This window comes from Tistrella mobilis, from assembly GCF_039634785.1.
GTDB lineage: Bacteria > Pseudomonadota > Alphaproteobacteria > Tistrellales > Tistrellaceae > Tistrella > Tistrella mobilis.
On record NZ_JBBIAB010000012.1, the window covers coordinates 100,089 to 122,583 of the forward strand.

The 22,495-nt window shown below is 68.4% G+C and carries 21 protein-coding genes; 13 read left to right on the top strand and 8 right to left on the bottom strand.

Annotated elements, in window-relative coordinates; translation table 11 throughout:
• Window positions 1-191 precede the first annotated feature (191 nt).
• The 3 genes from WI697_RS17705 to WI697_RS17715 all read left to right on the top strand — a co-directional run bounded on the left by WI697_RS17705 (window position 192) and on the right by WI697_RS17715 (window position 3,305).
• The gene (locus tag WI697_RS17705) at window positions 192-1,151 is read left to right on the top strand and encodes a tripartite tricarboxylate transporter substrate binding protein (RefSeq protein WP_062769769.1); all 960 of its coding nucleotides are present in this window, start codon (window positions 192-194) and stop codon (window positions 1,149-1,151) included.
• A 183-nt stretch (window positions 1,152-1,334) separates the two neighbouring features.
• Window positions 1,335-1,769: a tripartite tricarboxylate transporter TctB family protein gene (locus WI697_RS17710; protein WP_345959369.1), complete on the top strand. Its 435-nt coding sequence runs from the start codon at window positions 1,335-1,337 to the stop codon at window positions 1,767-1,769.
• 18 nt (window positions 1,770-1,787) lie between these two features.
• A complete protein-coding gene (locus tag WI697_RS17715; RefSeq protein ID WP_062769763.1) occupies window positions 1,788-3,305 on the top strand; it encodes a tripartite tricarboxylate transporter permease in 1,518 nt (505 codons plus the stop codon).
• A gap of 14 nt (window positions 3,306-3,319) precedes the next feature.
• On the opposite strand, the gene WI697_RS17720 is transcribed toward WI697_RS17715, so the two are convergent.
• On the bottom strand, window positions 3,320-4,165 hold the full coding sequence (locus tag WI697_RS17720) for a LysR substrate-binding domain-containing protein (protein ID WP_345959370.1): 846 nt from the start codon (window positions 4,163-4,165) through the stop codon (window positions 3,320-3,322).
• A 127-nt stretch (window positions 4,166-4,292) separates the two neighbouring features.
• Here WI697_RS17720 and WI697_RS17725 point away from each other — a divergent pair, with 127 nt between their 5' ends.
• Window positions 4,293-6,536: a rhodanese-like domain-containing protein gene (locus tag WI697_RS17725; protein ID WP_345959371.1), complete on the top strand. Its 2,244-nt coding sequence runs from the start codon at window positions 4,293-4,295 to the stop codon at window positions 6,534-6,536.
• The gene (metC, locus tag WI697_RS17730; RefSeq protein WP_345959372.1) at window positions 6,537-7,715 is read left to right on the top strand and encodes a cystathionine beta-lyase; all 1,179 of its coding nucleotides are present in this window, start codon (window positions 6,537-6,539) and stop codon (window positions 7,713-7,715) included.
• 66 nt (window positions 7,716-7,781) lie between these two features.
• Here the strand turns inward: metC and WI697_RS17735 are convergent, their stop codons facing one another.
• On the bottom strand, window positions 7,782-9,194 hold the full coding sequence (locus WI697_RS17735; protein WP_345959373.1) for an amidohydrolase family protein: 1,413 nt from the start codon (window positions 9,192-9,194) through the stop codon (window positions 7,782-7,784).
• Between the two features lie 183 nt (window positions 9,195-9,377).
• Here WI697_RS17735 and WI697_RS17740 point away from each other — a divergent pair, with 183 nt between their 5' ends.
• The 7 genes from WI697_RS17740 to WI697_RS17770 all read left to right on the top strand — a co-directional run bounded on the left by WI697_RS17740 (window position 9,378) and on the right by WI697_RS17770 (window position 16,417).
• Window positions 9,378-10,121, top strand: a complete 744-nt coding sequence (locus WI697_RS17740) for a TetR/AcrR family transcriptional regulator (RefSeq protein WP_345959374.1) — start codon at window positions 9,378-9,380, stop codon at window positions 10,119-10,121.
• A 45-nt stretch (window positions 10,122-10,166) separates the two neighbouring features.
• Complete coding sequence (locus WI697_RS17745; RefSeq protein ID WP_345959375.1) at window positions 10,167-10,691, top strand: sigma-70 family RNA polymerase sigma factor; 525 nt, start codon at window positions 10,167-10,169, stop codon at window positions 10,689-10,691.
• Window positions 10,688-11,647: a FecR family protein gene (locus WI697_RS17750; protein WP_345959376.1), complete on the top strand. Its 960-nt coding sequence runs from the start codon at window positions 10,688-10,690 to the stop codon at window positions 11,645-11,647. The genes WI697_RS17745 and WI697_RS17750 overlap by 4 nt, the downstream gene beginning before the upstream one ends.
• Before the next feature lie 153 nt (window positions 11,648-11,800).
• Complete coding sequence (locus WI697_RS17755; RefSeq protein ID WP_345959377.1) at window positions 11,801-14,281, top strand: TonB-dependent siderophore receptor; 2,481 nt, start codon at window positions 11,801-11,803, stop codon at window positions 14,279-14,281.
• Window positions 14,282-14,286: 5 nt separating this feature from the next.
• Window positions 14,287-14,538 carry an iron transporter gene (locus WI697_RS17760; RefSeq protein ID WP_345959378.1) on the top strand — a complete coding sequence of 84 codons (252 nt, stop codon included), beginning with the start codon at window positions 14,287-14,289 and terminating at the stop codon, window positions 14,536-14,538.
• Between the two features lie 14 nt (window positions 14,539-14,552).
• The gene (locus WI697_RS17765; protein ID WP_345959379.1) at window positions 14,553-16,073 is read left to right on the top strand and encodes a PepSY-associated TM helix domain-containing protein; all 1,521 of its coding nucleotides are present in this window, start codon (window positions 14,553-14,555) and stop codon (window positions 16,071-16,073) included.
• On the top strand, window positions 16,070-16,417 hold the full coding sequence (locus WI697_RS17770; protein WP_345959380.1) for a DUF3325 domain-containing protein: 348 nt from the start codon (window positions 16,070-16,072) through the stop codon (window positions 16,415-16,417). Before WI697_RS17765 ends, WI697_RS17770 begins: the two co-directional genes overlap by 4 nt.
• Before the next feature lie 83 nt (window positions 16,418-16,500).
• Here WI697_RS17770 and grxD read toward each other — a convergent pair whose 3' ends face one another.
• From grxD to purC, 6 genes are all read right to left on the bottom strand, one after another.
• Entirely contained in the window at window positions 16,501-16,854 is a 354-nt protein-coding gene (gene grxD / locus WI697_RS17775) for a Grx4 family monothiol glutaredoxin (RefSeq protein WP_014745778.1), read from the bottom strand.
• A gap of 67 nt (window positions 16,855-16,921) precedes the next feature.
• Complete coding sequence (locus WI697_RS17780) at window positions 16,922-17,158, bottom strand: BolA family protein (RefSeq protein WP_014745777.1); 237 nt, start codon at window positions 17,156-17,158, stop codon at window positions 16,922-16,924.
• Between the two features lie 79 nt (window positions 17,159-17,237).
• Window positions 17,238-19,445 (bottom strand): phosphoribosylformylglycinamidine synthase subunit PurL, encoded by a 2,208-nt coding sequence (gene purL / locus WI697_RS17785; RefSeq protein ID WP_062762033.1) that lies wholly within the window; start codon window positions 19,443-19,445, stop codon window positions 17,238-17,240.
• 77 nt (window positions 19,446-19,522) lie between these two features.
• Window positions 19,523-20,212, bottom strand: coding sequence for a phosphoribosylformylglycinamidine synthase subunit PurQ (gene purQ / locus WI697_RS17790; RefSeq protein WP_062762031.1), 690 nt, complete (start codon window positions 20,210-20,212; stop codon window positions 19,523-19,525).
• A gap of 85 nt (window positions 20,213-20,297) precedes the next feature.
• Complete coding sequence (purS, locus tag WI697_RS17795) at window positions 20,298-20,540, bottom strand: phosphoribosylformylglycinamidine synthase subunit PurS (protein ID WP_041604930.1); 243 nt, start codon at window positions 20,538-20,540, stop codon at window positions 20,298-20,300.
• Entirely contained in the window at window positions 20,540-21,310 is a 771-nt protein-coding gene (gene purC, locus WI697_RS17800) for a phosphoribosylaminoimidazolesuccinocarboxamide synthase (protein WP_062762029.1), read from the bottom strand. The genes purS and purC overlap by 1 nt, the downstream gene beginning before the upstream one ends.
• Window positions 21,311-21,663: 353 nt before the next feature.
• Here purC and fabI point away from each other — a divergent pair, with 353 nt between their 5' ends.
• Window positions 21,664-22,446: an enoyl-ACP reductase FabI gene (fabI, locus tag WI697_RS17805; protein WP_062768399.1), complete on the top strand. Its 783-nt coding sequence runs from the start codon at window positions 21,664-21,666 to the stop codon at window positions 22,444-22,446.
• Window positions 22,447-22,495 lie beyond the last annotated feature (49 nt).

Sequence of the window (22,495 nt, forward strand, 5' to 3'; positions counted from 1 at the left end):
ATATGTCGCAACCTGAGGGTATTCGGCGGTTAAATCATCACAAAAGCTTATTGATTCCGTGTTTTTTTGAATTTTTTCTGACGCTGCGAACGGCATAGGATCTCCCCGACCCCCGGCAGACGTCGCATCCCCCGGGGAAGCGGGGATGCAGATCAGGCCGTCCCCGGGACGCTCACAGGGAAGGCAGAGAGATGAAGAAATTCCTGGCGACCGCCGTTCTGGGCGGCGTGCTGGCCCTCGGTCTCGGCGGTGCCGCCAAGGCGGAGTTCCCCGAGAAGAACGTGCGGATCATCGTGCCGTTCTCGCCCGGCGGCGCCGTCGACTTCACCAGCCGTCTGATCGCCGAGGTCGGCTCGGACTATCTGGGCGGCCAGAAGATCATCGTCGAGAACATGCCCGGCGGCGGCGCCGTGGTCGGCCAGAGCTATGTGTCCCGGGCCAAGCCCGACGGCTACACCGTGCTCGCCTATACCTCGTCGGTGATCAATAACCCGATCGTCAAGAAGACCCCCTACACCTACAAGTCGTTCCAGACGCTGGCGATGTACTGCCTGGATCCCGAGGTGGTGATCGCGCCGTCGAACTCGGCTTTCGCGAATGTGGCCGATCTGGTGAAGGCGTCGAAGTCGGGTGCGGTCAGTATCGCGACCCCGGGCCATTCCACCTCGCATCACATCGCAGCCCTGGTGCTCGCGAAGGAAGCCGGCGCGCAGTTCAACTACATCCACAACGAGAGCGCCGCCATGCAGTTCCAGCAGGTGATGGGCGGTCATGTGGATGCCGCCTTCGTCTCGATGGGCGAGGCGCTGAGCAATGCCAAGGACGGCCGGATCAAGATCCTGGGCGTGATGTCCGAAGAGCGCGTGCCCGCCATGCCCGACGTGCCGACGCTGGCCGAGGTCGGCCTGCCGGCGCTGGATCACATGGCGACCTTCCGCGGCCTGGCCGTGCCGGCCGAGACCCCGCGCGAGGTGGTCGACAAGCTGGCGGCCGCCCTTGAGAAGGTGGTCGCCGATCCCCGCTTCGTCGAGGGCATGAACAAGGGCGGCTACCCGATCGCCTATCGTGGCCCGGATGCCTTCTCGACCTATGTCGACAAGGTCGCCGTGGTGATGGAGGAAATCCTCCCCACGCTGAAGAAGCCGGAATAATCTCCGGCCCGGACGGTGTGACCGGCGGCGCCACCTCCCCCCAGGGGATCTCCGAGGCCCCTCCCTTCGCGGAGATCCCCGTCCCCCGCGGCCCGCCGGTCGCACCACCGTCTTCCGTCTTTCCGGCGATCGCCGCCCCCGGCGATCCCATGCGCGCCCCGATTTCAGCAGGGATACGGCGTCATGCCACGAGCATCGGGCGGCAGGCTGCCCGAGATCTGCCTCGGTGCCGCTTCGCTGGCACTTGCGGCCTTCGTCTTTTTCGAGACCGCCGGCTACGATTCGATCGCAGCGCTGGCGCCCGAACTCTTCGCCGGCATCCTTGCGGTCTGCGGGCTGCTGCTCTTCGTGCCGCAGGCCGGCCGCAAGGCCTCGGACTTCGTGCTCCGCCAGCAGATCCTGCCGGCCGCCATCGCCCTCGGCATCGGGCTGGTGATCCTGGCGGTCGAGCCTGCGGGCTTCGAGCTTCCGGCCTTCATCCTGTTCATCGTGATCGCGCGGCTGCTGGGCGACCCGCTGTCGATCCGTCTGGTGGTGACCGCGATCGTCTTCACCGCGGCGATCCGTCTGGTCTTCGGCGTGCTGCTTGGCGTGCCGCTGCCCTCGATCACCGGCTGACCCGGGAGGCCCCTGCACATGATCGATCAGATCCTTCCGGCCCTGCTGCATCTGGCAGAGCCCGCGGTCTTCGGCTTCCTGGTCTTCGGCGTGATCATCGGCCTGGTGGTGGGTGCCATGCCGGGGCTGAACGACAGCATCACGCTGGCCGTGCTGGTGCCGATCACCTTTGCCATGCCGGGCGACCTCGCCTTTCCGCTGCTGGTCGGCATCTACTGCTCGGCCTGTTTCGGCGGGTCCTTTCCGGCCATCCTGCTCAAGATCCCCGGCACCGCGTCATCGGTGGTGACGGCGATCGACGGCAATGCCATGGCCCGCAAAGGGCAGGGCGGTCTGGCGCTGGGCATCGCCACCTACAGCTCGGTCTTCGGCGGCATCACCAGCGCGCTGGTCCTGCTGCTGTGTGCGCCTTTCCTTGCCGAACAGGCGCTGCGCTTCGGTCCGCCGGAATATTTCGCGCTGGCGCTGCTCGGTCTGTCGACCGTCATCGGCATGGCGACCGGCAATGCGGTGCGCAGCACCATCGCCTGCGTGCTCGGCCTGCTGATCGCCACGATCGGCTTCAGCCCGCAGAGCGGCTATCCGCGCTTCACCTTCGACGAGCCCTGGCTGTATGACGGCCTGCCGCTGGTGCCGATGCTGATCGGCCTGTTCGGCATCGCCAGCCTGCTCGACATGGCAGAGGAAGCCTGGGTTCGCCGCCGCAACCCGGCCTCGGCCAAGGCGGCCGAGGTTGCGACCGCCGGTGTCCGCTTCCGCGACCTGCTGCTGCCGGCCTCGATGATCCGCCGCCTGCTGCCGACCTGGGTTCAGGCCTCGGCGATCGGCAATGTGATCGGCATCCTGCCCGGCGCCGGCATGCTGATGGCGATCTATATGGCCTATGGGCGTGTCGCCCGCCGCTTCGGCGCCCAGGCCGGCACCGGCCTGCCGGAAGGCGTTGCGGCGCCGGAGGCCGCCAACAACTCGGTGGTCGCAAGCTCGATGGTGCCGCTGCTCTCGCTCGGCATCCCCGGCAACTCCACCTCGGCGCTGTTCCTGGGCGCGCTGCTGATCCAGGGTCTGCGCCCCGGCCCGTCGCTGTTCACCGACAGCCCCGACATCGCCTATCTGATCGTCGTGGCCTTCGTCATCGCCAACATCCTGATGTTCCCGCTGGGCCTGGTCATGGCCCGGGCCATTCCGGGGCTGGTCGCCCGCATTCCGCAGGGCATGCTGGGGGCGGCGGTGGCGCTGCTCTGCATCGCCGGTGCCTATTCGGTCGCGAACAGCACCTTCGGCGTGGTCGTGGCGCTGGGCTTCGGCATCTTCGGCTACCTGATGAACAAGCTCCATGTGCCGCTGTCGCCGCTGATCCTGGGCGTGGTGCTGGAGCCGGTCATCGAACGCTCGCTCTATCAGAGCCTGTCGCTGTCGGGCAATTCGCCCTGGATCTTCTTCGAGCGGCCGATTTCGGGCGTGCTGATGGTGGCGGCGATCGCCTTCGTGGCATGGCCGCTGATCGGCGGCCGCATCACGCGGCGCCGCAAGGCCTGAGGTCCTGCCGGGCCTCAGCCGCGGGCGGCCATCAGCCGGAACAGGTTCTTGGCCGCTTCTGAAACCGCATCGTCGCGCTGATACAGGTAGTAGCGGATGCCGCCGAGCGGCGGCAGCCCGTCGGCCTCTCCCACCACCCGCAGTTCGGGCGTCAGCGCTTCGATGCTGCGGGCGGTGATGCCGAGGCCGGCTGCAACCGCCGCACGGATGCCGGCAAGCCCCGGCGCGGTATAGCGCTCGTGCCAGGTCCGGCCGCTCCGCTCCAGCGCCGCCAGCGCGATCTTGCGGAAGATGCTGGGCTCGTCGGCCAGCACCAGCGGCAGGGGGCGGTTCGGATCGACCCGGAAATCATTGGCCGCGATCCACACGACCGGAGAGGTGCGGAGCAGAAAATGGCGCCGGCTTTCGTCGAAGCGGGTGGAGATGGTGAGGTCGATGGCGCCCTTCTTCAGCAGCTCCATCAGGTCGGGGCTGCGGCCGACATGGATCACCAGCGACAGGGCCGGGTTCGCCCGGGCGAAGCGGCGCAGCATCTCGGGCAGCACCGTGTCGGCGATGTCGGCGGGCGATCCCAGACGCACCGGGCCGCCGGTGGTCACCGCATGCAGCGCCGCCAGGGTCTCTTCCTGAAGCGCCAGCATGCGCCGGGCATAGTCGACCAGCTTGCGGCCCGAGGGGGTCAGTTCCTTGGTGCGGCCGCTGCGTTCGAACAGGGCCAGGCCAAGCTGATCCTCCAGCCGGCGCATCTGCTGGCTGACGGCGGCCTGGGTGCGGTGCACGGTTTCGCCGGCGCGGGCGAAGGTCTCCTGATCGGCGATCGCGACCAGGGTGCGAAGGGCGGCGAGGTCGAAGTTAATCATAAGCGTTCCTGATGGGAATCGCGGGATAACTCGTTATTTTCGGAATGAGTTTAGCGCTAGCCTGCAGAGATGCAACGCACTGCCTGTCGGGCAGGGCGCTGAACGGGAAGGAAGAAGGAATACGCGGATGATCGATCGTCGCCGGATTCTCGCCGACGGGATGGTGGCCGAAGCGCGCCAGATCCTGGCCGCCGAAGGTCTGACCCGGGCAGCTCTCGCCCAGGTGCTGGACCGCCTGAAGACCCTGGCGGCCCGTGCCGAACTCTGGTCCGAGGCGGATTTCCCGCCGCCGGAAGAGGGTGAGCGCCAGGCCCGCTACATGATCCGCGAGGACAGCGATCACGGTTTCGCGCTCTATCTGAACGTGATGCGCCCGGGCAAGCTGATCCCGCCGCACGACCACACCACCTGGGCCTGCGTGGCCGCGGTGGATGGGGTTGAGGTCAACCGCCTTTACCAGCGCACCGATGACGGCACCGTGCCGGGCCGCGCGACCCTGGTCGAGGCCGGGCGGATCGAGGTCGGCCCCGGGCGGGGCGTGGCGCTTCTGCCCGACGACATCCATTCGGTGGTGATCGAGGGCGAGCAGATCATCCGCCATCTGCATTTCTACGGCCGCGCGCTGGAGACCCTGTCGGGCCGTACCACCTTCGATCTGGCCGCCGGCACCTGCAAGACCATGGGGCTCGGCGTGCCGACCCGGTCGATCCCGGTGCCGCCGGCGCCGGTCGACGACACCCCGGCCGAGGGCGTGATCACCGCCGCCCATCTGAAGGCGGCGCTTCACGACGGCGGCGAGATCGCGCTGCTCGACGTGCGCGAGCATGGCCAGTACGGCTGGTCGCATCTGTTCTATGCCGTGCCGCTGCCCTATAGCCGGCTGGAGCTGGACATCGAGCGGCTGGTGCCGAACAAGGCCGCCCGGGTCGTGGTCTATGACGACGGCCTGTCGACCGTTGCGGCCCGTGCCGCCGCCCGCGCCCGGGCGATCGGCTATCGCAACGTTCTGGTGCTGGATGGCGGCGTCGCCGCCTGGGCCGCGGCCGGCTACGAGCTGTTCGCCGGCGTCAACGTGGTCAGCAAGACCTTCGGCGAGGTGGTGGAGCACGAGCTCGACACCCCCTCGATCTCTGCCGAAGAGCTGCAGGCGGCGCTGGCGCGCGGCGAGGATCTGGTGGTGGTCGACGGCCGTCCGGTCGATGAATACCGCAAGATGAACATCCCGGGCGCGATCTGCTGCCCGAACGGCGAGCTGGTGCACCGCATCCGCAGCATCGCGCCCGACCCGAAGACCCGGATCGTGGTCAACTGCGCCGGCCGGACCCGCAGCATCATCGGCGCCCAGACGCTGCGTGATGTCGGCGTGCCCAACCCGGTGGTGGCGCTGCGCAACGGCACCCAGGGCTGGCGCCTGGCCGGTTTCGATCTGGAGCATGGCAGCGACCGGCTCTATCCCGAAGCCGTCGACGGCAATGACGAGGCCGCGGACTGGCTGGTGGGCTTCGCCGCGGTCAACGGCATCACCTTCATCTCGCCCGAGGTTGCCGGCGCCTGGCTGCGCGATGCCAGCCGCACCACCTATCTTCTCGACGTCCGCACGCCCGAGGAATACGAGCTGCATCATGCGCCCGGCGCCCTGCATGCCCCGGGCGGCCAGCTGATCCAGGCCTCGGACCAGTGGCTGGGCGTGCGCAATGCCCGCGTCGTGCTGACCTGCGACACCGGCATCCGCTCGGCGGTCGTGGCCAACTGGCTGAAGCGCATGGGCTGGGACGTGGCGGTGCTGGAAGGCGGCCGGTCGGGCTGGGGCCGGATCGGTGCCTCGGGCCTTGGCCATGAAGAGGCGGCGGGCCGTCTGCCGGCGCTGGTGGTGCTGCGCCCGGCCGAGATTGCGGCCATGCAGGCCGATGGCGGCGCACCGGTGGCGCTGATCGATCTCCGCCCGGGCATGGCCTTCCGTAAGGGCCATGTCGAGGGGGCCCGCTGGGCGATCCGTCCGCGGCTGGCAGCGGCGGTGGCCGATCTGGCCGCCGATGCCCGCATCGTGCTGATCGCGGCCGATCCGCGCATCGCGCGCTGCGCCGCCATCGATCTTGCCGGGCTTGGCCGCAAGGTCGCGGGCCTGGCGACCGCCGATGCCGCCGGCTGGACGGCGGCGGGTTTCGACATGGTGGCGACCCCGGACGAGCCGTCGGAGGCCGATTGCATCGACTTCCTGTTCTTCGTCCATGATCGCCATGATGGCAATCTGGAGGCCGCCCGCCGCTATCTGGCCTGGGAAACCGGGCTGCTGGCCAAGCTGGACGACCGCGAGCGGGCCGGTTTCGCCATCATCGGCGCCGGCCATGACGTCAAGGAAGGGAATGCGTGAATGAGCGCGGATCGTGAGCTGTCTGAAGAGACCCGGCTGATCCATCTGGGTCGCAGCCAGCCGATGGAGGGCGTGCGCCCGGTGAGCCCGCCGGTCGTCCGCACCTCTACCGTGCTCGCCCCCGACATCGCCACCATGCGCGCCAACAAGGCGCGGCGCGAGGATGGCAGCCGGGTGTTCAGCTATGGTGCCCGCGGCACCCCCACCAACCATGCGCTGGAAGAAGCCTGGGCCGCGCTTGAAGGGGGGGAGCGGGCGCTGCTTTTCCCCACGGGGCTGGCGGCCATCGCCCATGTCCTGCTGACCTGCCTGCTGCCCGGATCGCATGTGCTGATCCAGAACACGGTCTATCCGCAGGTTCATGCCATCCGGTCGAAATTCCTGGAGCCGCGCGGTATCGCGTCGACCTATTTCGACGGCACGGTCGAGGATGCGGCGGCGAAGATCACGCCGGCCACCCGGATGATCTATGCCGAGAACCCGGGGTCCTGGGTCTATGACCTGATCGACGTCAAGGCGCTCTCGACGCTGGCGCATGATCACAACGCGCTGCTGGTGATCGACAACACCTGGGCCTCGGGCCTGCTGCACAAGCCGCTTCTGCACGGTGCCGACATCTCGGTCATTGCCGGCACCAAATATGTCGTCGGCCATTCCGACGTCATGATGGGTGCCGTGGTCGCCAATGGCGAGCTGGGCCGCGAGCTGTGGCGGATGCAGGTGGTGATGGGCCAGACCGTCAGCCCGGATGATGCCTGGCTGACCCTGCGCGGCCTGCGTACCATCGCGGCCCGACTGCCGATCCATGCGGCCAGCGCGCTCGGTATCGCCCGCTTCCTTCAGGATCATCCCCTGGTCGAGCGGGTGCTGCACCCGGCGCTGGAAAGCCATCCCCGCCACGACCTCTGGCGCCGCGACTTCACCGGCGCCAACGGGCTGGTGACCATCGGCATGCGCCCGGATCTGGATCTGGCTGCGGTCGACCGCTTCGTCGACACGCTCCGCCTGTTCGGCATCGGCTCGTCCTGGGGCGGGTTCGAAAGCCTGGCCCTGCCGCAGGCCCCCGAGACGGTGCGGGGCTGGACCGGGGCCGGCGTGCCGGTCCGCCTGCATATCGGCCTGGAGAACCCGGCCGATCTGGAAGCCGATCTGGCGCGCGGTCTGGCCGCGATCGGCTGATCTTGCGACATATGTGACGAGAGCGGCCCGTCCCCTTCCGGGGGCGGGCCGTTCTTATGCCGGGGGTCAGGTCAGGTTGGCGAACAGGCCCGCGCCCATGGCCTCGATCGGTGCGCGATCGACCCGGGCCGCCGCCGCGGTGATCCGCATCGCCGATGCTTCGAGGCGGGTGGCGAGACCCGGCCAGTCGACGCCGGCGAGCGTGCCGCGGCACTTGATGATCCGGCCGTCGACCATGACCATGTCGACGTCGGACGGGGCCGCATTCAGCACGACGGCGGCCACGGCGTCGATGGTCGGGCACATGTTGATGGTATCGGTGCGCACCAGGATCAGATCGGCGCGCTTGCCCGGCGCGATCGAGCCGATCCGGTCTTCCAGATGCAGGGCTTCGGCACCGCCGAGGGTTGCCATCCGCAGCACCTCGCGGGCGGTGGGGGTGATCTGTCGCGGTGCGCCGCCCCGGGCTTCCAGTGCCGCATTGCGCCGGGCGCGCTCGGCCTGAAGCATCAGCCGCATCTGCCGGAACATGTCGCCGGCATAATTCGACACGATATCGATGCCGAGCCCCGTGCGGATGCCGGCCGCCTGCGCGGTGAAGGCCAGCGGATGGCCCATGCCCATCTGCATCTCGGTCTCGGGCGTCACCGACAGCCCGGCCCCGGCTTCGGCGATCGCCGCCTGTTCAGCCGCGGTCAGGGCGGCGCCATGCACGAACAGCAGATCGGGGCCCAGCGCGCCGGCATCGGCCAGCTGCTGCACCACGCGGTGGCCCTGATCGTAACCGCCCATGGCGACATGCAATGAGATGCTGTGGGCGCCAAGCTCGCGCGCAAGGTTCAGCTCGCCCAGAAGATGGGGCAGCGGCGTCGCTTCGGCCTCGGCGGGCGCCATGCCGAACAGGATCCGGTTCTGGCCCGAGAAACCCGTGCCGGCCCGCAGCCGGCGGATATCGGTGGCAAGCCAGTCCGGCGCGATCTCGGCCACCAGCGGATCATGGCCGCGTGGATTGCCGAACAGCCCGTAGCAGAAGATGCCCCGCCCACCGGCATCGATCAGCCCTTTGAGCGCCGCATCGGCATGGTCGGGGCTGTTCAGGATGTGGCAGTGGTCGACCATGGTGGTGATGCCGGCATGCAGCGCTTCCAGCGCGCCGATATGGTTGCCCAGCCAGACGTCGTCGGGCGAATAGAACGCCGAACAGATCATCCGCATACGGACGAAATAGTCGAACAGCGACCAGTCCGCCGCGACGGATCGCAGCTGGGTCTGCCAGACATGGCGGTGGGTGTCGACGAAGCCGGGCATCAGGATGCCGGCGGCGGCATCGATGACCTCTGCCTCCGGGTGATCGATCCGCCCGCCGACGGCCTGGATCACCCCATCGGCGATCAGCAGGTCGCCGGCCGTCTCGTCCTGGCCGTCGACCATGGTCAGAAGCCGGGCGTTCCGGATCAGGATCGGTCTCTCTGCGGTCATCTTATGTCCTCCCTGGTATGCCGGCGCTCTGCTGGGGCCGGTCAGGAGGCATGATGGCGCGAGGAGGAATTGAATCACAATATGATTTTTATATCACGATATACAAATCTGATCGCGCCTTGCCGGCGCCACCGCCATGGTGCATAGCAGGGGGTGGAGAGACCGGTCGAAAGGGAGGGCAGGGTGGCTGCGACATCCGGCAGAGTGCGGCTTGCGGACCGCAAGCGGGCCTTCGCGCGGGAGGAAATCCTGAACGCGGCGGAACGGCTGCTTCTGGCCGGGGATCTGCCCGACTTCTCGATGCGCGCATTGTCCGAGGAGGCGGGGGTCAGCTTCGCGACCCCGTTCAACCATTTCGGCAGCAAGACGGGCATTCTGCGCAGCCTGGCCCAGCGCATGTTCGACGCGATCACCGATCGCTATGTTGCGGACAGCACCACGGGTGCGGGCGATGCCATCGACCGGACCTTCATGATGGGGCAGGCGGGCTGCGCGGTCTGGCTGGAGCGTCCGGCCGTGCATCGCTATCTGATCGGCACGCTGGTGGCGGGCGGGCCCGCAGCCGGTGGCGGCAGCGCCGATGATCCCGAGGAATTCCGCCGGCGATCGCGGGCCCTGTGGATCCTGGCGCTTGGCGATCATGACGGCATCGATCCGGCCATGCGGCCGCTGGCGGTCGGGGCCCTGCCCGAACAGCTGGCGATCATGTTCCGCGGTGCCGCGGCACTCTGGGCCGGGGGAGAGGTCGCCGACGACCAGTTCGGCGCCGCCGTCGATCTGGGCATCGCCACCTCGCTGATCGGCTATGTTCCGGCCGGGCGGCGGGACGACCTGACCGACCGCATCGCCCGCGCCGCTGCGGTGCTGGCACCCCGGGGTGCCGTGGGGGAGAGTGTTGTTGTTGCGACCGGTTCGCAATCCGACTAGCATGCGACCGCATCGGGTTTCCGCCCCGGAAGGCATGCAGGCGCCGTGCGCGACGACGATCCCAGGCTCAAACTGTTTCTCGACCACCGCGCGACGCTCGTGGATTACGCGACGCCGATCGTGGGCGATCGCATGCGCGCCGAGGATGTCGTGCAGGAGGCTTATATCCGCTTCGCCCCCGGCGCCGCGGACGGGGTGGCGGCCGGGCGGGTGGCGCAGCCGGTGGGCTATCTCTATCGCATCGTCCGCAATCTTGCGCTGGATGTCACCCGCAGACGCCAGACCGAGGATCGCAACCGCCTGCAGCACCGCCCCGACTGGCTGGCCCCGGCCGAACTGCCGGCCCCGGATCAGGGGCTGCTGGATCGGGACGAGACCCGGCGGATGGCCGCGGCGCTTGCCGACCTGCCGGAGCGTGAACGGGTGGCGCTGAAGATGCATCGTGTCGACGGCCGCAGCCTTCAGCACATCGCCGATCATCTGGATGTGTCGGTCACCACCGCCCACCGGCTGGTTCAGGGGGCGGTGCTGCGCCTGACCCTGGCGCTGCGCGACGAGGACGGGGCATGACCGCCGATCCTGCGCCCAGACCTTCCGCCACCCTGCTCGCCGAAGCCGCCGACTGGCTGGTCCGGCTGGAGGCCGCACCGGGGGATCGTAGCCTGAGCCCGGCCTTCGAAGCCTGGTGCGCGGCCGATCCCGCCCATGCCGCGGCCTTCGCCGAGGTGCGGCGCAGCTGGCTTGCCGTGCCCCAGGGGCTGGCGGCCATGGCACCGGCCGCCCGGGCCGCCCGCCGCCCGCCGCGCCGCGGGCGATGGGCCGCGGGGCTTGCGGGCCTGGCGGTTGCGGCGGGTCTTGCGGTGATGCTGCTGCCGGGGCTGGCCCTGCGGATGACGGCCGATGCCGCAACCGGGGTGGGGGAGCTGCGGCAGGTCACGCTTGCCGATGGCAGCCGCATGCAGCTGGCGCCGCTTTCGGCGGCCGACATGCAGCTGGACGGCAGCCATCGGCGGGTGATCCTGCGGCGCGGCGAGGCCTTCTTTCAGGTGGTCGCCGATGCCGGCCGACCCTTCGTGGTGCGGGCAGGCCGGGTGCAGGTCACGGTCACCGGCACGGGGTTCGAGGTCGACCGCGATGACGACCGGGTGACGGTCGCGGTCCGCAGCGGCACGGTGCGGGTAGAGGCTCCGGACGTGCCGGCCGTGCAGCTCAACCCCGGTGAGACGGTCGAGATCCCGGCCGACGGCTCCGCCCCCATCCGCGGCCGCATCGCACCCGATGCCGTGGCGCTTTGGCAGGACGGCCGGCTGTTCGTCGACGGGGCGACGGTGGGCGAGGTGGTGGCCCGGCTGCGGGCCTATACCCCCGGGCTGATCCTGGTGGCGGATGACGCCCTGGCCGACCGCCAGGTGACGGGGCTTTACGACCTGCGCGATCCGCAGGCGGCGCTTTCGGCGCTGATGCGGGCCCATGGCGGGCGGCTTCGCCGGATCGGGCCGCTGCTGACCATCCTCGACGGCGCCTGACCGCTGAGCCGCACCGTCTTCTGGTGGAAGATGCGGCTTTTTCTCAAAAAAATATCCGGATCTGCGGAAAATCCGCCCCGGCTCCACGTCTGTTGGTCCTGAAAATGCGAAGCACTCGCACATAGGGTCGGGCAGAGAATGAAGGAGACGGGTATGAGCCAGGGCCAGCAGCGCCGCCGGAGGATGCCGCAGGGGGTCGCGGCCATGGTCGCGGCATCGGTCGCGACGCTTCCGGGACCCATGGCCATGGGCGGCGCGGGGATCCTTGCCGGGATGGCGATCAGCCGGGCCGAAGCGGCCGACATGGCGGCCGAGATCGGTTTCGACATTCCGGCACAGCCGCTGGCCGGCGCGCTCGGCGCCTTCGGCCGGCAGGCGGGGCTTCAGGTCTCGGCCGATACCGCCGTCACCCGGGGCGTGGAAAGCCGCGGTCTTCAGGGGCGGATGACGCCGGCGGCGGGGCTGGCGCAGCTCTTGGCCGGCACGCCGGTCACCGGGGCGATCACGCCCGACGGGGTGGTGGTGTTGCAGCGGCTGGCGGGCGAGGGGGCGACCGTGCTCGACCCGCTCCAGGTCGGCGCGGCCAGAACGGCCGAGGTGGCGACGGGGCCCGTCGCCGGCTATGTCGCGACCCGCACCGCCACCGCGACCAAGACCGACACGCCGCTGCTGGAAACCCCGCAATCGGTCTCGGTGGTCACCCGCGACCAGATGTCGGCCCGCGCCGTCACCACCGAGGGCGAGGCGCTGGCCTATACCGCCGGTGTCCGCGTCGGCGGCCGTGCCGGCGGCATCATGCCGGGCGGCGACAATATCCAGGTCCGCGGCTTCGGCGGCGACGGCACCTATGGCGCCTCGTCGAACGAATATCTGGACGGCATCAAGGTCGGCGGCGCCAATTTCGCGATCGGCGGCTTCGAGCCTTACATGTTCGAGCGGATCGAGGTGCTGAAGGGCCCGGCCTCGGTGCTCTATGGCCAGAACACCCCGGGCGGCATCGTCAACCGGGTGAGCAAGACCCCGTCCGACCAGGCGATGAACGAGGTGATGCTGCGCGGCGGCAGCTTCGGCCGCCATGAAGCCGGCGCCGATATCGGCGGCCGGCTGGTCGAGGACGGCCGGCTGGCCTTCCGGGTGGCCGGCCTGATGATGGAAAGCGACAATCAGGTCGACGGCATCGATCAGGAACGCACCGCCATCGCCCCCTCGCTGACCTGGCGGGCGGGGGACGACACCACGCTCACCCTGCTCGGCAGTTGGCAGCGCGACGATGTCGACGGCGGCTTTTCCAACATGCTGCCGATCGTCGGCACGCTGAAGGATGCGCCCTATGGCAAGCTGCCGCGCAGCTTCTATGCCGGCGACACCGATTACGGCCATTGGGACCGGGATCTCTATACCCTGGGCTACCAGTTCGAGCACCGCTTCGACGATGCGATCACCTTTCGCCAGAACGCCCGCTATATCGCCAACCGGCTGGATTTCGCGACCGTCTACATCAAAGAGCTGAAGTCGGATGGCGTGACGTTGGATCGCAACGCCTTTGCCGCCCGCGAATCGTCGGACGTCTATGTCGTCGACAACCAGGTGCAGATCGACGGCACCACCGGGCCACTGGACCACACCCTGCTCGCCGGTGTCGAATACCGCCGCCATGACAGCGACACCATCCGGCGCTTTGCCGGGGTGACTCCGATCACGCTGCCTCAGGGGGGCAATGCCACCTTTACCGGCGAGCCGGCGATCTATGAGAACGCCGAGCTTCGCCGGGACCAGTGGGGCTTTTATGTGCAGGATCAGATCCGCCTGGGTGGCTGGATCGTCAATCTCGGTGGCCGCTATGATCGCGCTGACATGCGTCTGAAGGACCGTTATAAGACGGGCGAAAACTCCCGGGATGACGAGGCCTTTACCAGCCGTGTGGGGCTTGGCTATGCCTTCGATTTTGGTCTGACCCCCTATGTCAGCTATTCGGAGAGCTTCGAGCCGCAGACGATTACGGTCAGGAGCACCCAGACTTTCGAGCCGACCCGGGGCACCCAGTACGAAGCCGGTCTGAAGTATCAGCCGCCCGGCTGGAATGCCATGTTCACCGCATCGGTTTTCCAGATCACGCAGACCAATGTTCCGAAATCCCTGGGGACGGGGAAGGGGTACCGTCAGATCGGCGAGGTGACGAACAAGGGGCTTGAACTCGAAGCGGTGGCGAGCCTGGCCTCGGGCTGGGATATTCAGGCCGGCTTCACCTGGCTCGACAGCGAGGTGACCAAGAGCACCGAGCTGGATCTTCACCACCGCCCGACCATGGTGCCCGAGGTGACCGCGGCGCTCTGGACCCGCTACACCTTCCAGGCCGGCTTCGCTGAAGGGCTGGGGCTTGGGGCCGGCGTGCGCTATGTCGGCAGCACCTATGGCAATGACACCAACACCCTGAAGGTGCCGTCCTACACCCTGTATGACGCGGCGGTCAGCTATGACCTGGGTCGGGCGTCGCCGACGCTCACCGGTGTCGAACTGGCGGTCAATGCCTCCAACCTGTTCGACGAGACCTATGTCTCGGGCTGCGAGGTCGACAGGCAGTGCTATTGGGGCCAGGGCCGCACGGTGCTGGGGACCCTGAAGTATAAGTGGTGATCGCCATGCGGGGCGTTGGGCTGCGCCTGCTGGCGGCGGGGCCGGGGGGCTATCTGGTGGCGGCGTTGGCCGCCACCCTTGCCGTCCGGCTGCTGCCGGGGCCGGCGATCGAGACGGTGCTGGCCGGCAGCATGGGCAGTTTCCTGGTCTGGGTGGCGGTGGTGATCCGGGTGTTCGCCGTCGACGACCCCCGCCGCGCCCTGGCCGAGGTGGCGGTGCTGGCCGGGCTGATCGCCGCGGCGGGGGGCTGGCGATGAGCTTCCGTCAGAAGATGTCCTGGCTTCATACCTGGGCCGGGCTGGTGGTCGGCTGGCTGCTGTTCGCGATCTTCCTGACCGGTACGGCCTGCTATTTCCGGCCCGAAATCTCGGCCTGGATGCACCGGCTGGCGCCGATCGCTCTGCCCGATCAACCGAGCCAGGCGCGCCTGGCGGCGGCATGGCTTCAGGCCGAAGCGCCCGATGCGGTCAGCTGGCTGATCGATTTCTCCGACGGGCGGGAACCGGTGCTGAAGGTCGCCGCCGGCCGGCCGCACGGCTATGTCGCCCAGAGGCTCGATCCGATGACCGGCGCGCCCGAGGCCGGGCCCGAGACGGTCGGCGGCGACTTCCTGTTCTATGTTCATTTCACCCTGATCATGTCCGACTGGGGCCGGATCCTGGGCCGCTATCTGGTCGGGATCTGCGCGATGATCATGGGGGTGGCGATCGTGACCGGGGTGATCGTCCACAAGCGGATCTTCAAGGACGCCTTCACCTTCCGCCCCCGTGCGGCCGCCCAGCGTGCCTGGCTGGACGGTCACAACCTGCTGGGCGTGATGTCGCTGCCCTTCCATCTGATGATCACCTGGAGCGGGCTGATCACCTTGATGCTGCTCTATATGCCCTGGGCGGTGGATGCCGGCTATCCGGGTGGACGGGCTGGTTATGCCGCCGATCTGGACGGGATCGCGGCGGCGGGGGCGCCTGCCGGACCGGCGCAGCCCGCAGCACTCACCGATCTGGGGCAGGTGGTGGCGGCGGCCAGTGCCGCATGGTCGGCCGATGGCCGCGACATCCGGGTCGGGCGGGTCGAGGTCGACCGGCCGGGCACCACGGCCGCACGGCTGACCCTGACACCCCAGGATGCCGACCAGCTTGCCCGTCTGCCGGAGGCGCTGGTCTTCGACGGCACCACCGGCCGGTTGATCGCGGATGGCCGCGGGCAAGGCGGGGCGGCGGCCGCCGTTCATCACACGCTGTACGGCCTGCATCTGGCGCGCTTCGCCGGGCTGCCGCTGCGCTGGCTGTTCTTCGCGGCCGGTCTTGCCGGCACGGCGATGATCGCAACCGGGCTGGTGCTCTGGTCGGTCAAACGCCGGCCGAAGACCGGCGCGGCGGGCCGCGGGCGCGGCCACCGGCTGGTCGATGCGCTCAATATCGGCTGTCTGGTCGGCCTGCCGGCGGCGATCGCCGGCCAGTTCCTGGCCAACCGCCTGTTGCCGGCCGATATCGCCGGCCGTGCGGTGCTGGAACCCGCCGCCTTCTATCTGGTCTGGCTGGCTTTTCTGCTGGCGGGGGCGTGGCGGTCCGACGGGTCAGGCTGGATGCGGGCGCTGCTCGCCGCGGCGCTGCTCTGGGCAGCGGTGCCGGTGGCGGATGTGCTGGTGACGGGCCGGGATCCGCTCGGTGCTCTGGCGGCCGGCGACCGGGTGTTCTGGGGCCTGCAGCTCGCCTGCCTCGTCATGGCGCTGGCGCTCGGCCGGCTGGCGATGATCCTCAGGGCACGCAGCCGGCGGGGAGGGGCGGCATGATCACACTGGTGATCCTCGCCATCGGCATCTCCGCCGCCACGGCACTCGCCCTCGCCATGACGCGCCATCACGAGCAATGCTACGGCCGCAATGCGGCGGCCCGACGGCAGCCGGTCCGGCGTCGCCTGGAAGGCTGGGGGCTGATCCTGATTGCAGCCGGCCTTGCCGTCTTTACCGACGGCTGGGGCCGCGGTCTGGTTCTGGTCGCGGGCGTGGTCGGCCTTGCCGCGCCGCTGGCAGCCGGTCTCTTCGCCTGGCGCCCGGCCTGGGCGGGGCGGGTGATCGCAGCCGGTTGGCTGGCCGTCGTGGCCGGGCTTTGCGGTCTGGTCTTCGGCTTTGCCTGACGCCTGACGCCGGACGTGAAACGGCCCGCCTCTCCATCCCGGAAAGGCGGGCCGTTCGGTCATCAGACGTCGTCAGTACCGGATCAGCGCACGCCGACCTGGCGGGCGTCGATGCCCTGGCCGTTCAGGTATTCGCTGAGTTCACCGGTCTCGAACATTTCCGAGACGATGTCGCAGCCGCCCACGAACTCGCCCTTCACATAGAGCTGCGGGATGGTCGGCCAGTTCGAGTACTGCTTGATACCCTCGCGGATCCCGCCATCGGCAAGGACGTTCACGTCGCGGAAGGGCACGCCCATGTAGTTCAGCACCTGAACCACCTTGGCGGAGAAGCCGCACATCGGCCGGTCGGCGGTGCCCTTCATGAACAGCACCACGGGCTCGGCGTCGATATGGGACTGGATCTCGGCGAAAACCGGATTGGACTGGTCGGTCATGATATCCTCGGACCTTGAAGGCATTCATTCCTGGACGCCGGCCCTCTGGCGCGGCCGGCGGCCCGCCTCAATCGGCGGGGGCGGAGGTCTGGAGGGCAAGGGCATGGAGCACGCCGCCCATGCGGCCCTGCAGCGCCTGATAGACCATCTGGTGCTGCTGCACGCGCGTCTTGCCCTTGAAGGCCGAAGAGACCACCCGCGCCGCATAATGATCACCGTCGCCGGCGAGGTCTTCGACCAGCACCTCGGCATCCGGCAGGGCGTCCTTGATCAGGCGCTCGATCTCGTTCTGGTCCATCGGCATCCGCGTCTCTCCCGTCACACGCGATCTTTGTGTCGCTGAACCGCGCCCCGGGGTCGCCGGAGCGCGGTCCCGCCGGTGATCAGGCCGGCGTCGACATCAACCCCGGCAGCCATCCCTCGTGGGCGCTGCGCAGCGTCTCCAAGGATATCGTGCCGGCCCCGGTCAGAGTCAATTCGGTGCCGCCGGTCACGCCGATCTGAGCGGCCGGCACGCCGGTCACCCAGGCCTGGGCGATGACGGCATCGGCCGCGGCCGCCGGGGCGGCGATCACATAGCGGCCCTGATCCTCGCCGAAGGCCCAGGCGAGCGGCGCCTGGAAGGCCGGCGGATCGATCTTCGCACCGATGCCCGAGGCCAGCGCCATCTCGGCCAGCGCCACCATCAGGCCGCCGTCGGAGACGTCGTGGACGGTGCTGATCAGCCCTTCCGAGATCAGCGTGCGGACAAAATCGCCGTTGCGGCGCTCCACCGACAGATCGACCGGCGGGGTTTCGCCGTCCTCGCGGCCCAGAACCTCGCGCAGATAGAGCGACTGGCCCAGATGGCCGCGGGTTTCGCCGATCACGATGATCGCGTGATCCTGGCCCTTGAAGGCGATGTCGGCCCGGCGCGAGACGTCGGCGATCAGGCCCACGCCGCCCACGGCCGGGGTCGGCAGGATGCCGGTGCCCTGGGTTTCGTTGTAGAGCGAGACATTGCCCGAGACGACCGGGAAGTTCAGCGCCCGGCAGGCTTCGGCCATGCCCTGGATGCAGCCGACCAGCTGGCCCATGATCTCGGGCTTTTCGGGGTTGCCGAAATTCAGGCAGTCGGTGATGGCCAGCGGCTTCGCACCCGTGGCGGTCAGGTTGCGCCAGGTCTCGGCGATCGCCTGACGGCCACCCTGATAGGGATCGGCATAGCAGTAGCGCGGCGTGACGTCGGTGGTGATCGCCACCGCCTTCTGGGTGCCGTGGATGCGCACCACCGCCGCATCGCCGCCGGGGCGGCCGACGGTGTCGCCCATCACCATGTGGTCGTACTGTTCCCAGATCCAGCGCCGGGAGGCGAGATCGGGCGAGCCCATCAGCTTTTCCAGCGTCGGCAGCACGGTGTCCAGATCGTCGCGGCCGCGGGGCAGCACGATCGGCCGGCGCTGGGGCGTGGGCGTCCACGGGCGGTCATATTCCGGGCTGCCATTGGCCAGCGGCTTGATCGGCAGATCGCCGGCCACGGCATCGTGGAACTTCAGCACCATGCGGCCGGTATCGGTCACCTTGCCGATGACGGCGAAATCCAGCTCCCACTTCTCGAAAACCCGCCGGGCCTCGTCCTCGCGGCCGGGCTTCAGCACCATGAGCATGCGCTCCTGGCTTTCCGACAGCATCAGCTCGTAGGGCGTCATGCCCACTTCGCGGGTCGGCACCTTGTCGAGCCACAGCTCGATGCCGGCATCGCCCTTGTCGGCCATCTCGAACGACGACGAGGTCAGGCCCGCTGCACCCATGTCCTGGATGGCGACGATGGCGTCCGACTTCATCAGCTCCAGGCAGGCCTCGATCAGCAGCTTTTCGGTGAAGGGGTCGCCCACCTGCACCGTCGGCCGCTTCTGCTCGGCATCCTCGCCGAATTCGGCCGAGGCCATCGAGGCGCCGTGGATGCCGTCGCGGCCGGTCTTGGAGCCGACATAGACCACCGGGTTGCCGATGCCGGCGGCGGCCGAATAGAAGATCTTGTCGGCATCCGCCAGGCCCACGCACATGGCGTTGACCAGGATGTTGCCGTTATAGGCCGGGTGGAAATCGGTCTCACCACCCACCGTCGGCACGCCGACGCAGTTGCCGTAGCCGCCGATGCCCGACACCACGCCCGAAATCAGGTGCTTCATCTTCGGATGCGACGGATCGCCGAAGCGCAGTGCGTTCATCATCGCGATCGGCCGCGCACCCATGGTGAACACGTCGCGCAGAATGCCGCCCACACCCGTCGCCGCGCCCTGATAGGGCTCGATATAGGACGGGTGGTTGTGGCTCTCCATCTTGAAGATGATCGCCTGGCCGTCGCCGATATCGACGACACCGGCATTCTCGCCGGGGCCGCAGATCACCCAGGGGGCGGTGGTCGGCAGGGTCTTCAGCCACTTCTTCGACGACTTGTACGAGCAGTGCTCGCTCCACATCGCCGAGAAGATGCCGAGTTCGACCAGGTTGGGCTCGCGGCCCATGATCTGGCGGATCCGCTTGTATTCGTCGCGGGTCAGCCCGTGCTCGGCGACGATCTCGGGGGTGATCTTGGTTTCGGCCGTCATCGGTCGCGATTCCCGTCAGTCTCGGAAACTTGGGGCCCGGCCATGCCGGGCTTCGGAGGCTGGAACTCCGGGGCGGTTCAGGAGAGCCCGCCCAGCAGCGAGCGGAACATCTGAGCCCCGTCGGTGCCGCCCAGCGCCGGGTCGGCCAGACGTTCGGGATGCGGCATCAGCCCCATCACATTGCGCGCCTCGTTGTAGACGCCGGCAATGTTGCGGGCCGAGCCGTTGGGGTTCGCCGCCCCGGTCGGGTTGCCGCCGGCATCGACATAGCGGAAGGCGACCAGGCCTTCGCCCTCGATCCGCGCCAGCGTCTCGTCGTCGGCGAAATAATTGCCCTGGTGATGGGCGACCGGGAACCGCACGACCGCGCCCTGCTCATAGCCCGCGGTGAAGGGCGTGTCGTTGCGCTCCACCTTCAGCAGCACGTCGCGGCAGACGAATTTCAGGCCGGCATTGGTCATCAGCGCGCCCGGCAGCAGCCCGGCCTCGATGGCGATCTGGAAGCCGTTGCAGATGGCGAGCACCCGGGTGCCCTTTGCGGCGGCGGCCTTCACCTGCGCCATGATCGGCGAATTCGCGGCGATCGCGCCCGAGCGCAGATAGTCGCCATAGGAAAAACCACCCGGAAGGACGATCAGATCGACCTTGGGCAGTTCATCGGCACGGTGCCAGACCATGTGCGGCGCACGGCCCAGCGCCGCCTCGACGGAAACGGCCACGTCGCGGTCGCAGTTCGAGCCGGGAAAGACGATGACGGCGGCATCCACGGGCTTGGATTCCCTGATTTCGGATCGGGTCGGCAGGGGCTGAAACATCGCCGGCCCGGGCGGGTGGCCCGGGCCGGCGGCGGGATCAGTCCGCGATCTCGATCGCGTAGTTCTCGACCACGGTGTTGGCGAGCAGGCGCTCGCACATCTCGGCGACGCGGCTGCGGGCGGTCGCCGCATCGGCGGCGTCGACGTCCAGCTCGATATACTTGCCGAGACGAACCTCGCCCGCTTCGGCATAGCCGAGGCCGTGGAGCGCGTTGGCGATGGCCTTGCCCTGCGGGTCGAGCACGCCGGGCTTCAGGGTCACGTGAACGCGGGCCTTCATCATGCGTCCTCCTCGGTCGGGGTCTCGGCCGTGTCGCGACCCGGATCCTCGGGCAGGATGCCGAGCCGGCGGGCGACCTCCTGATAGGCTTCCTCGACGCGGCCCATATCGCGGCGGAACCGGTCCTTGTCGAGCTTCTCGTTGGTCTTGACGTCCCAGAGCCGGCAGTTGTCGGGGCTGATCTCGTCGGCCAGGATGATCATGTCCTGGTCCTCGTCGAAGACCCGGCCGAATTCCAGCTTGAAGTCGACCAGCTTGAGGCCGATGCCGAGGAACAGGCCCGACAGGAAGTCGTTGACCCGGATCGACATGTTCAGGATTTCGTCGATCTCGGGGATCGTGGCCCAGCCGAAGGCGGTGATGTGCTCTTCGGTCACCATCGGATCGTTCAGATGGTCGGCCTTGTAGTAGTATTCGACGATCGAGCGCGGCAGCCGCTCACCCTCTTCGAGGCCGAGGCGGGTGGCGAGCGAACCGGCGGCGACGTTGCGGACCACCACCTCGATCGGGATGATCTCGACCTGCCGCACCAGCTGCTCACGCATGTTCAGGCGCTTGATGAAGTGGGTCGGCACGCCGATTTCGGCCAGCCGGGTCATCAGGTATTCGGAGATGCGGTTGTTCAGCACCCCCTTGCCGGTGATGACACCCTTCTTCTTGTTGTTGAAGGCGGTCGCGTCGTCCTTGAAGTACTGGATCACGGTGCCGGGCTCCGGACCCTCGAACAGGATCTTGGCCTTGCCTTCGTAGATGCGCCTGCGGCGGGACATGGGCGTCCTCCGGGGAGTTCGGACGGGCGGTACGCCGTCGACGGGTCCGCACAGCCGGGGATCGACCCGGGAGCGTCGGATCTCGACGAGCTGAGCCCAGGTCCGTGAGCAAATCGGGTCCATGAGCAAATCAGTCGGGCCGGGCCGACTGGGCGGTCGGTCCGGCGCGCGCGAAACATAGACAATCCGCTCCGCCAAGACAACGGCTTCCGACGCGACCCGGCCATGCGGTTTCGCCCGCTGCGCGAGCCTGGCAGGCCTGCCCCGGCAGGCCCGGCGGACTCTGCGCTCGCGATTGTCATGCTGCAGGTGCACACTGCCGTTTAGCAGATGCAACCACGGAGTCGCTTCAGATGACCACCACCGCCGTCCCCGGGCCGCTGGCCGGCCGCAAGGGCCTGATCGCCGGCATCGCCAACGAGCATTCGATCGCCTGGGGCTGCGCGAAGGCGTTTCGGGCGCTGGGCGCGGATCTGGCCATCACCTATCTGAACGACAAGGCGCGCCCGCATGTCGAGCCGCTGGCGCGCGAGGTGGATGCCCAGCTGCTGCTGCCGCTGGATCTGCGGGTCGACGGCGCAGTGGAAGCGGTGTTCGAACAGGTCGAGGCCGATTGGGGCCAGCTCGATTTCCTGGTCCATTCGATCGCCTTTGCGCCGGTCGAGGATCTGCACGGCCGGCTGACCGACTGTTCCAAGGCGGGTTTTCTGCAGGCGATGGACGTGTCCTGCTGGTCGTTCATCCGCATGGCGAAACTGGCCGAGCCGCTGATGAAACAAGGCGGCACCCTGGTCTGCATGAGCTATTTCGGCGCCCAGATGGTGGTCGACCATTACAACGTCATGGGCCCGGTCAAGGCGGCGCTTGAATGCGCGGTCCGTTATCTGGCGGCTGAACTCGGGCCCAAGGGCATCCGCGTCCATGCGGTGTCGCCCGGGCCGCTGGCCACCCGCGCGGCCTCGGGGCTGACCGGGTTCGACGATCTTCTGGCCAAGGCCCATGAAAAGGCGCCGATCTCGTCGCTGCTGTCGATCGAGGATGTGGGGGCCGCGACCGCGCATCTCGCCACCGACGCCGCCCGGCTGATGACCGGCCAGACCCTGTTCGTCGATGGCGGCTACCATATCATCGACTGAGCGGCCATATGATCGGGAGGATACCGGCCGGTTGCGCTAGGCATGGCCG

Bases quoted from the DNA above. Each gene is read 5' to 3' on its own strand.
- WI697_RS17770 (WP_345959380.1), top strand. From the start codon at position 16,070: ATGATCACACTGGTGATCCTCGCCATCGGCATCTCCGCCGCCACGGCA.
- WI697_RS17750 (WP_345959376.1), top strand. From the start codon at position 10,688: ATGACCGCCGATCCTGCGCCCAGACCTTCCGCCACCCTGCTCGCCGAA.
- WI697_RS17720 (WP_345959370.1), bottom strand. From the start codon at position 4,165: ATGATTAACTTCGACCTCGCCGCCCTTCGCACCCTGGTCGCGATCGCC.
- WI697_RS17725 (WP_345959371.1), top strand. From the start codon at position 4,293: ATGATCGATCGTCGCCGGATTCTCGCCGACGGGATGGTGGCCGAAGCG.
- WI697_RS17735 (WP_345959373.1), bottom strand. From the start codon at position 9,194: ATGACCGCAGAGAGACCGATCCTGATCCGGAACGCCCGGCTTCTGACC.
- purS (WP_041604930.1), bottom strand. From the start codon at position 20,540: ATGAAGGCCCGCGTTCACGTGACCCTGAAGCCCGGCGTGCTCGACCCG.
- WI697_RS17765 (WP_345959379.1), top strand. From the start codon at position 14,553: ATGTCCTGGCTTCATACCTGGGCCGGGCTGGTGGTCGGCTGGCTGCTG.
- WI697_RS17710 (WP_345959369.1), top strand. From the start codon at position 1,335: ATGCCACGAGCATCGGGCGGCAGGCTGCCCGAGATCTGCCTCGGTGCC.
- WI697_RS17705 (WP_062769769.1), top strand. From the start codon at position 192: ATGAAGAAATTCCTGGCGACCGCCGTTCTGGGCGGCGTGCTGGCCCTC.
- WI697_RS17780 (WP_014745777.1), bottom strand. From the start codon at position 17,158: ATGCCGATGGACCAGAACGAGATCGAGCGCCTGATCAAGGACGCCCTG.
- WI697_RS17760 (WP_345959378.1), top strand. From the start codon at position 14,287: ATGCGGGGCGTTGGGCTGCGCCTGCTGGCGGCGGGGCCGGGGGGCTAT.
- grxD (WP_014745778.1), bottom strand. From the start codon at position 16,854: ATGACCGACCAGTCCAATCCGGTTTTCGCCGAGATCCAGTCCCATATC.
- WI697_RS17755 (WP_345959377.1), top strand. From the start codon at position 11,801: ATGAGCCAGGGCCAGCAGCGCCGCCGGAGGATGCCGCAGGGGGTCGCG.
- purL (WP_062762033.1), bottom strand. From the start codon at position 19,445: ATGACGGCCGAAACCAAGATCACCCCCGAGATCGTCGCCGAGCACGGG.
- fabI (WP_062768399.1), top strand. From the start codon at position 21,664: ATGACCACCACCGCCGTCCCCGGGCCGCTGGCCGGCCGCAAGGGCCTG.
- purC (WP_062762029.1), bottom strand. From the start codon at position 21,310: ATGTCCCGCCGCAGGCGCATCTACGAAGGCAAGGCCAAGATCCTGTTC.
- metC (WP_345959372.1), top strand. From the start codon at position 6,537: ATGAGCGCGGATCGTGAGCTGTCTGAAGAGACCCGGCTGATCCATCTG.
- WI697_RS17715 (WP_062769763.1), top strand. From the start codon at position 1,788: ATGATCGATCAGATCCTTCCGGCCCTGCTGCATCTGGCAGAGCCCGCG.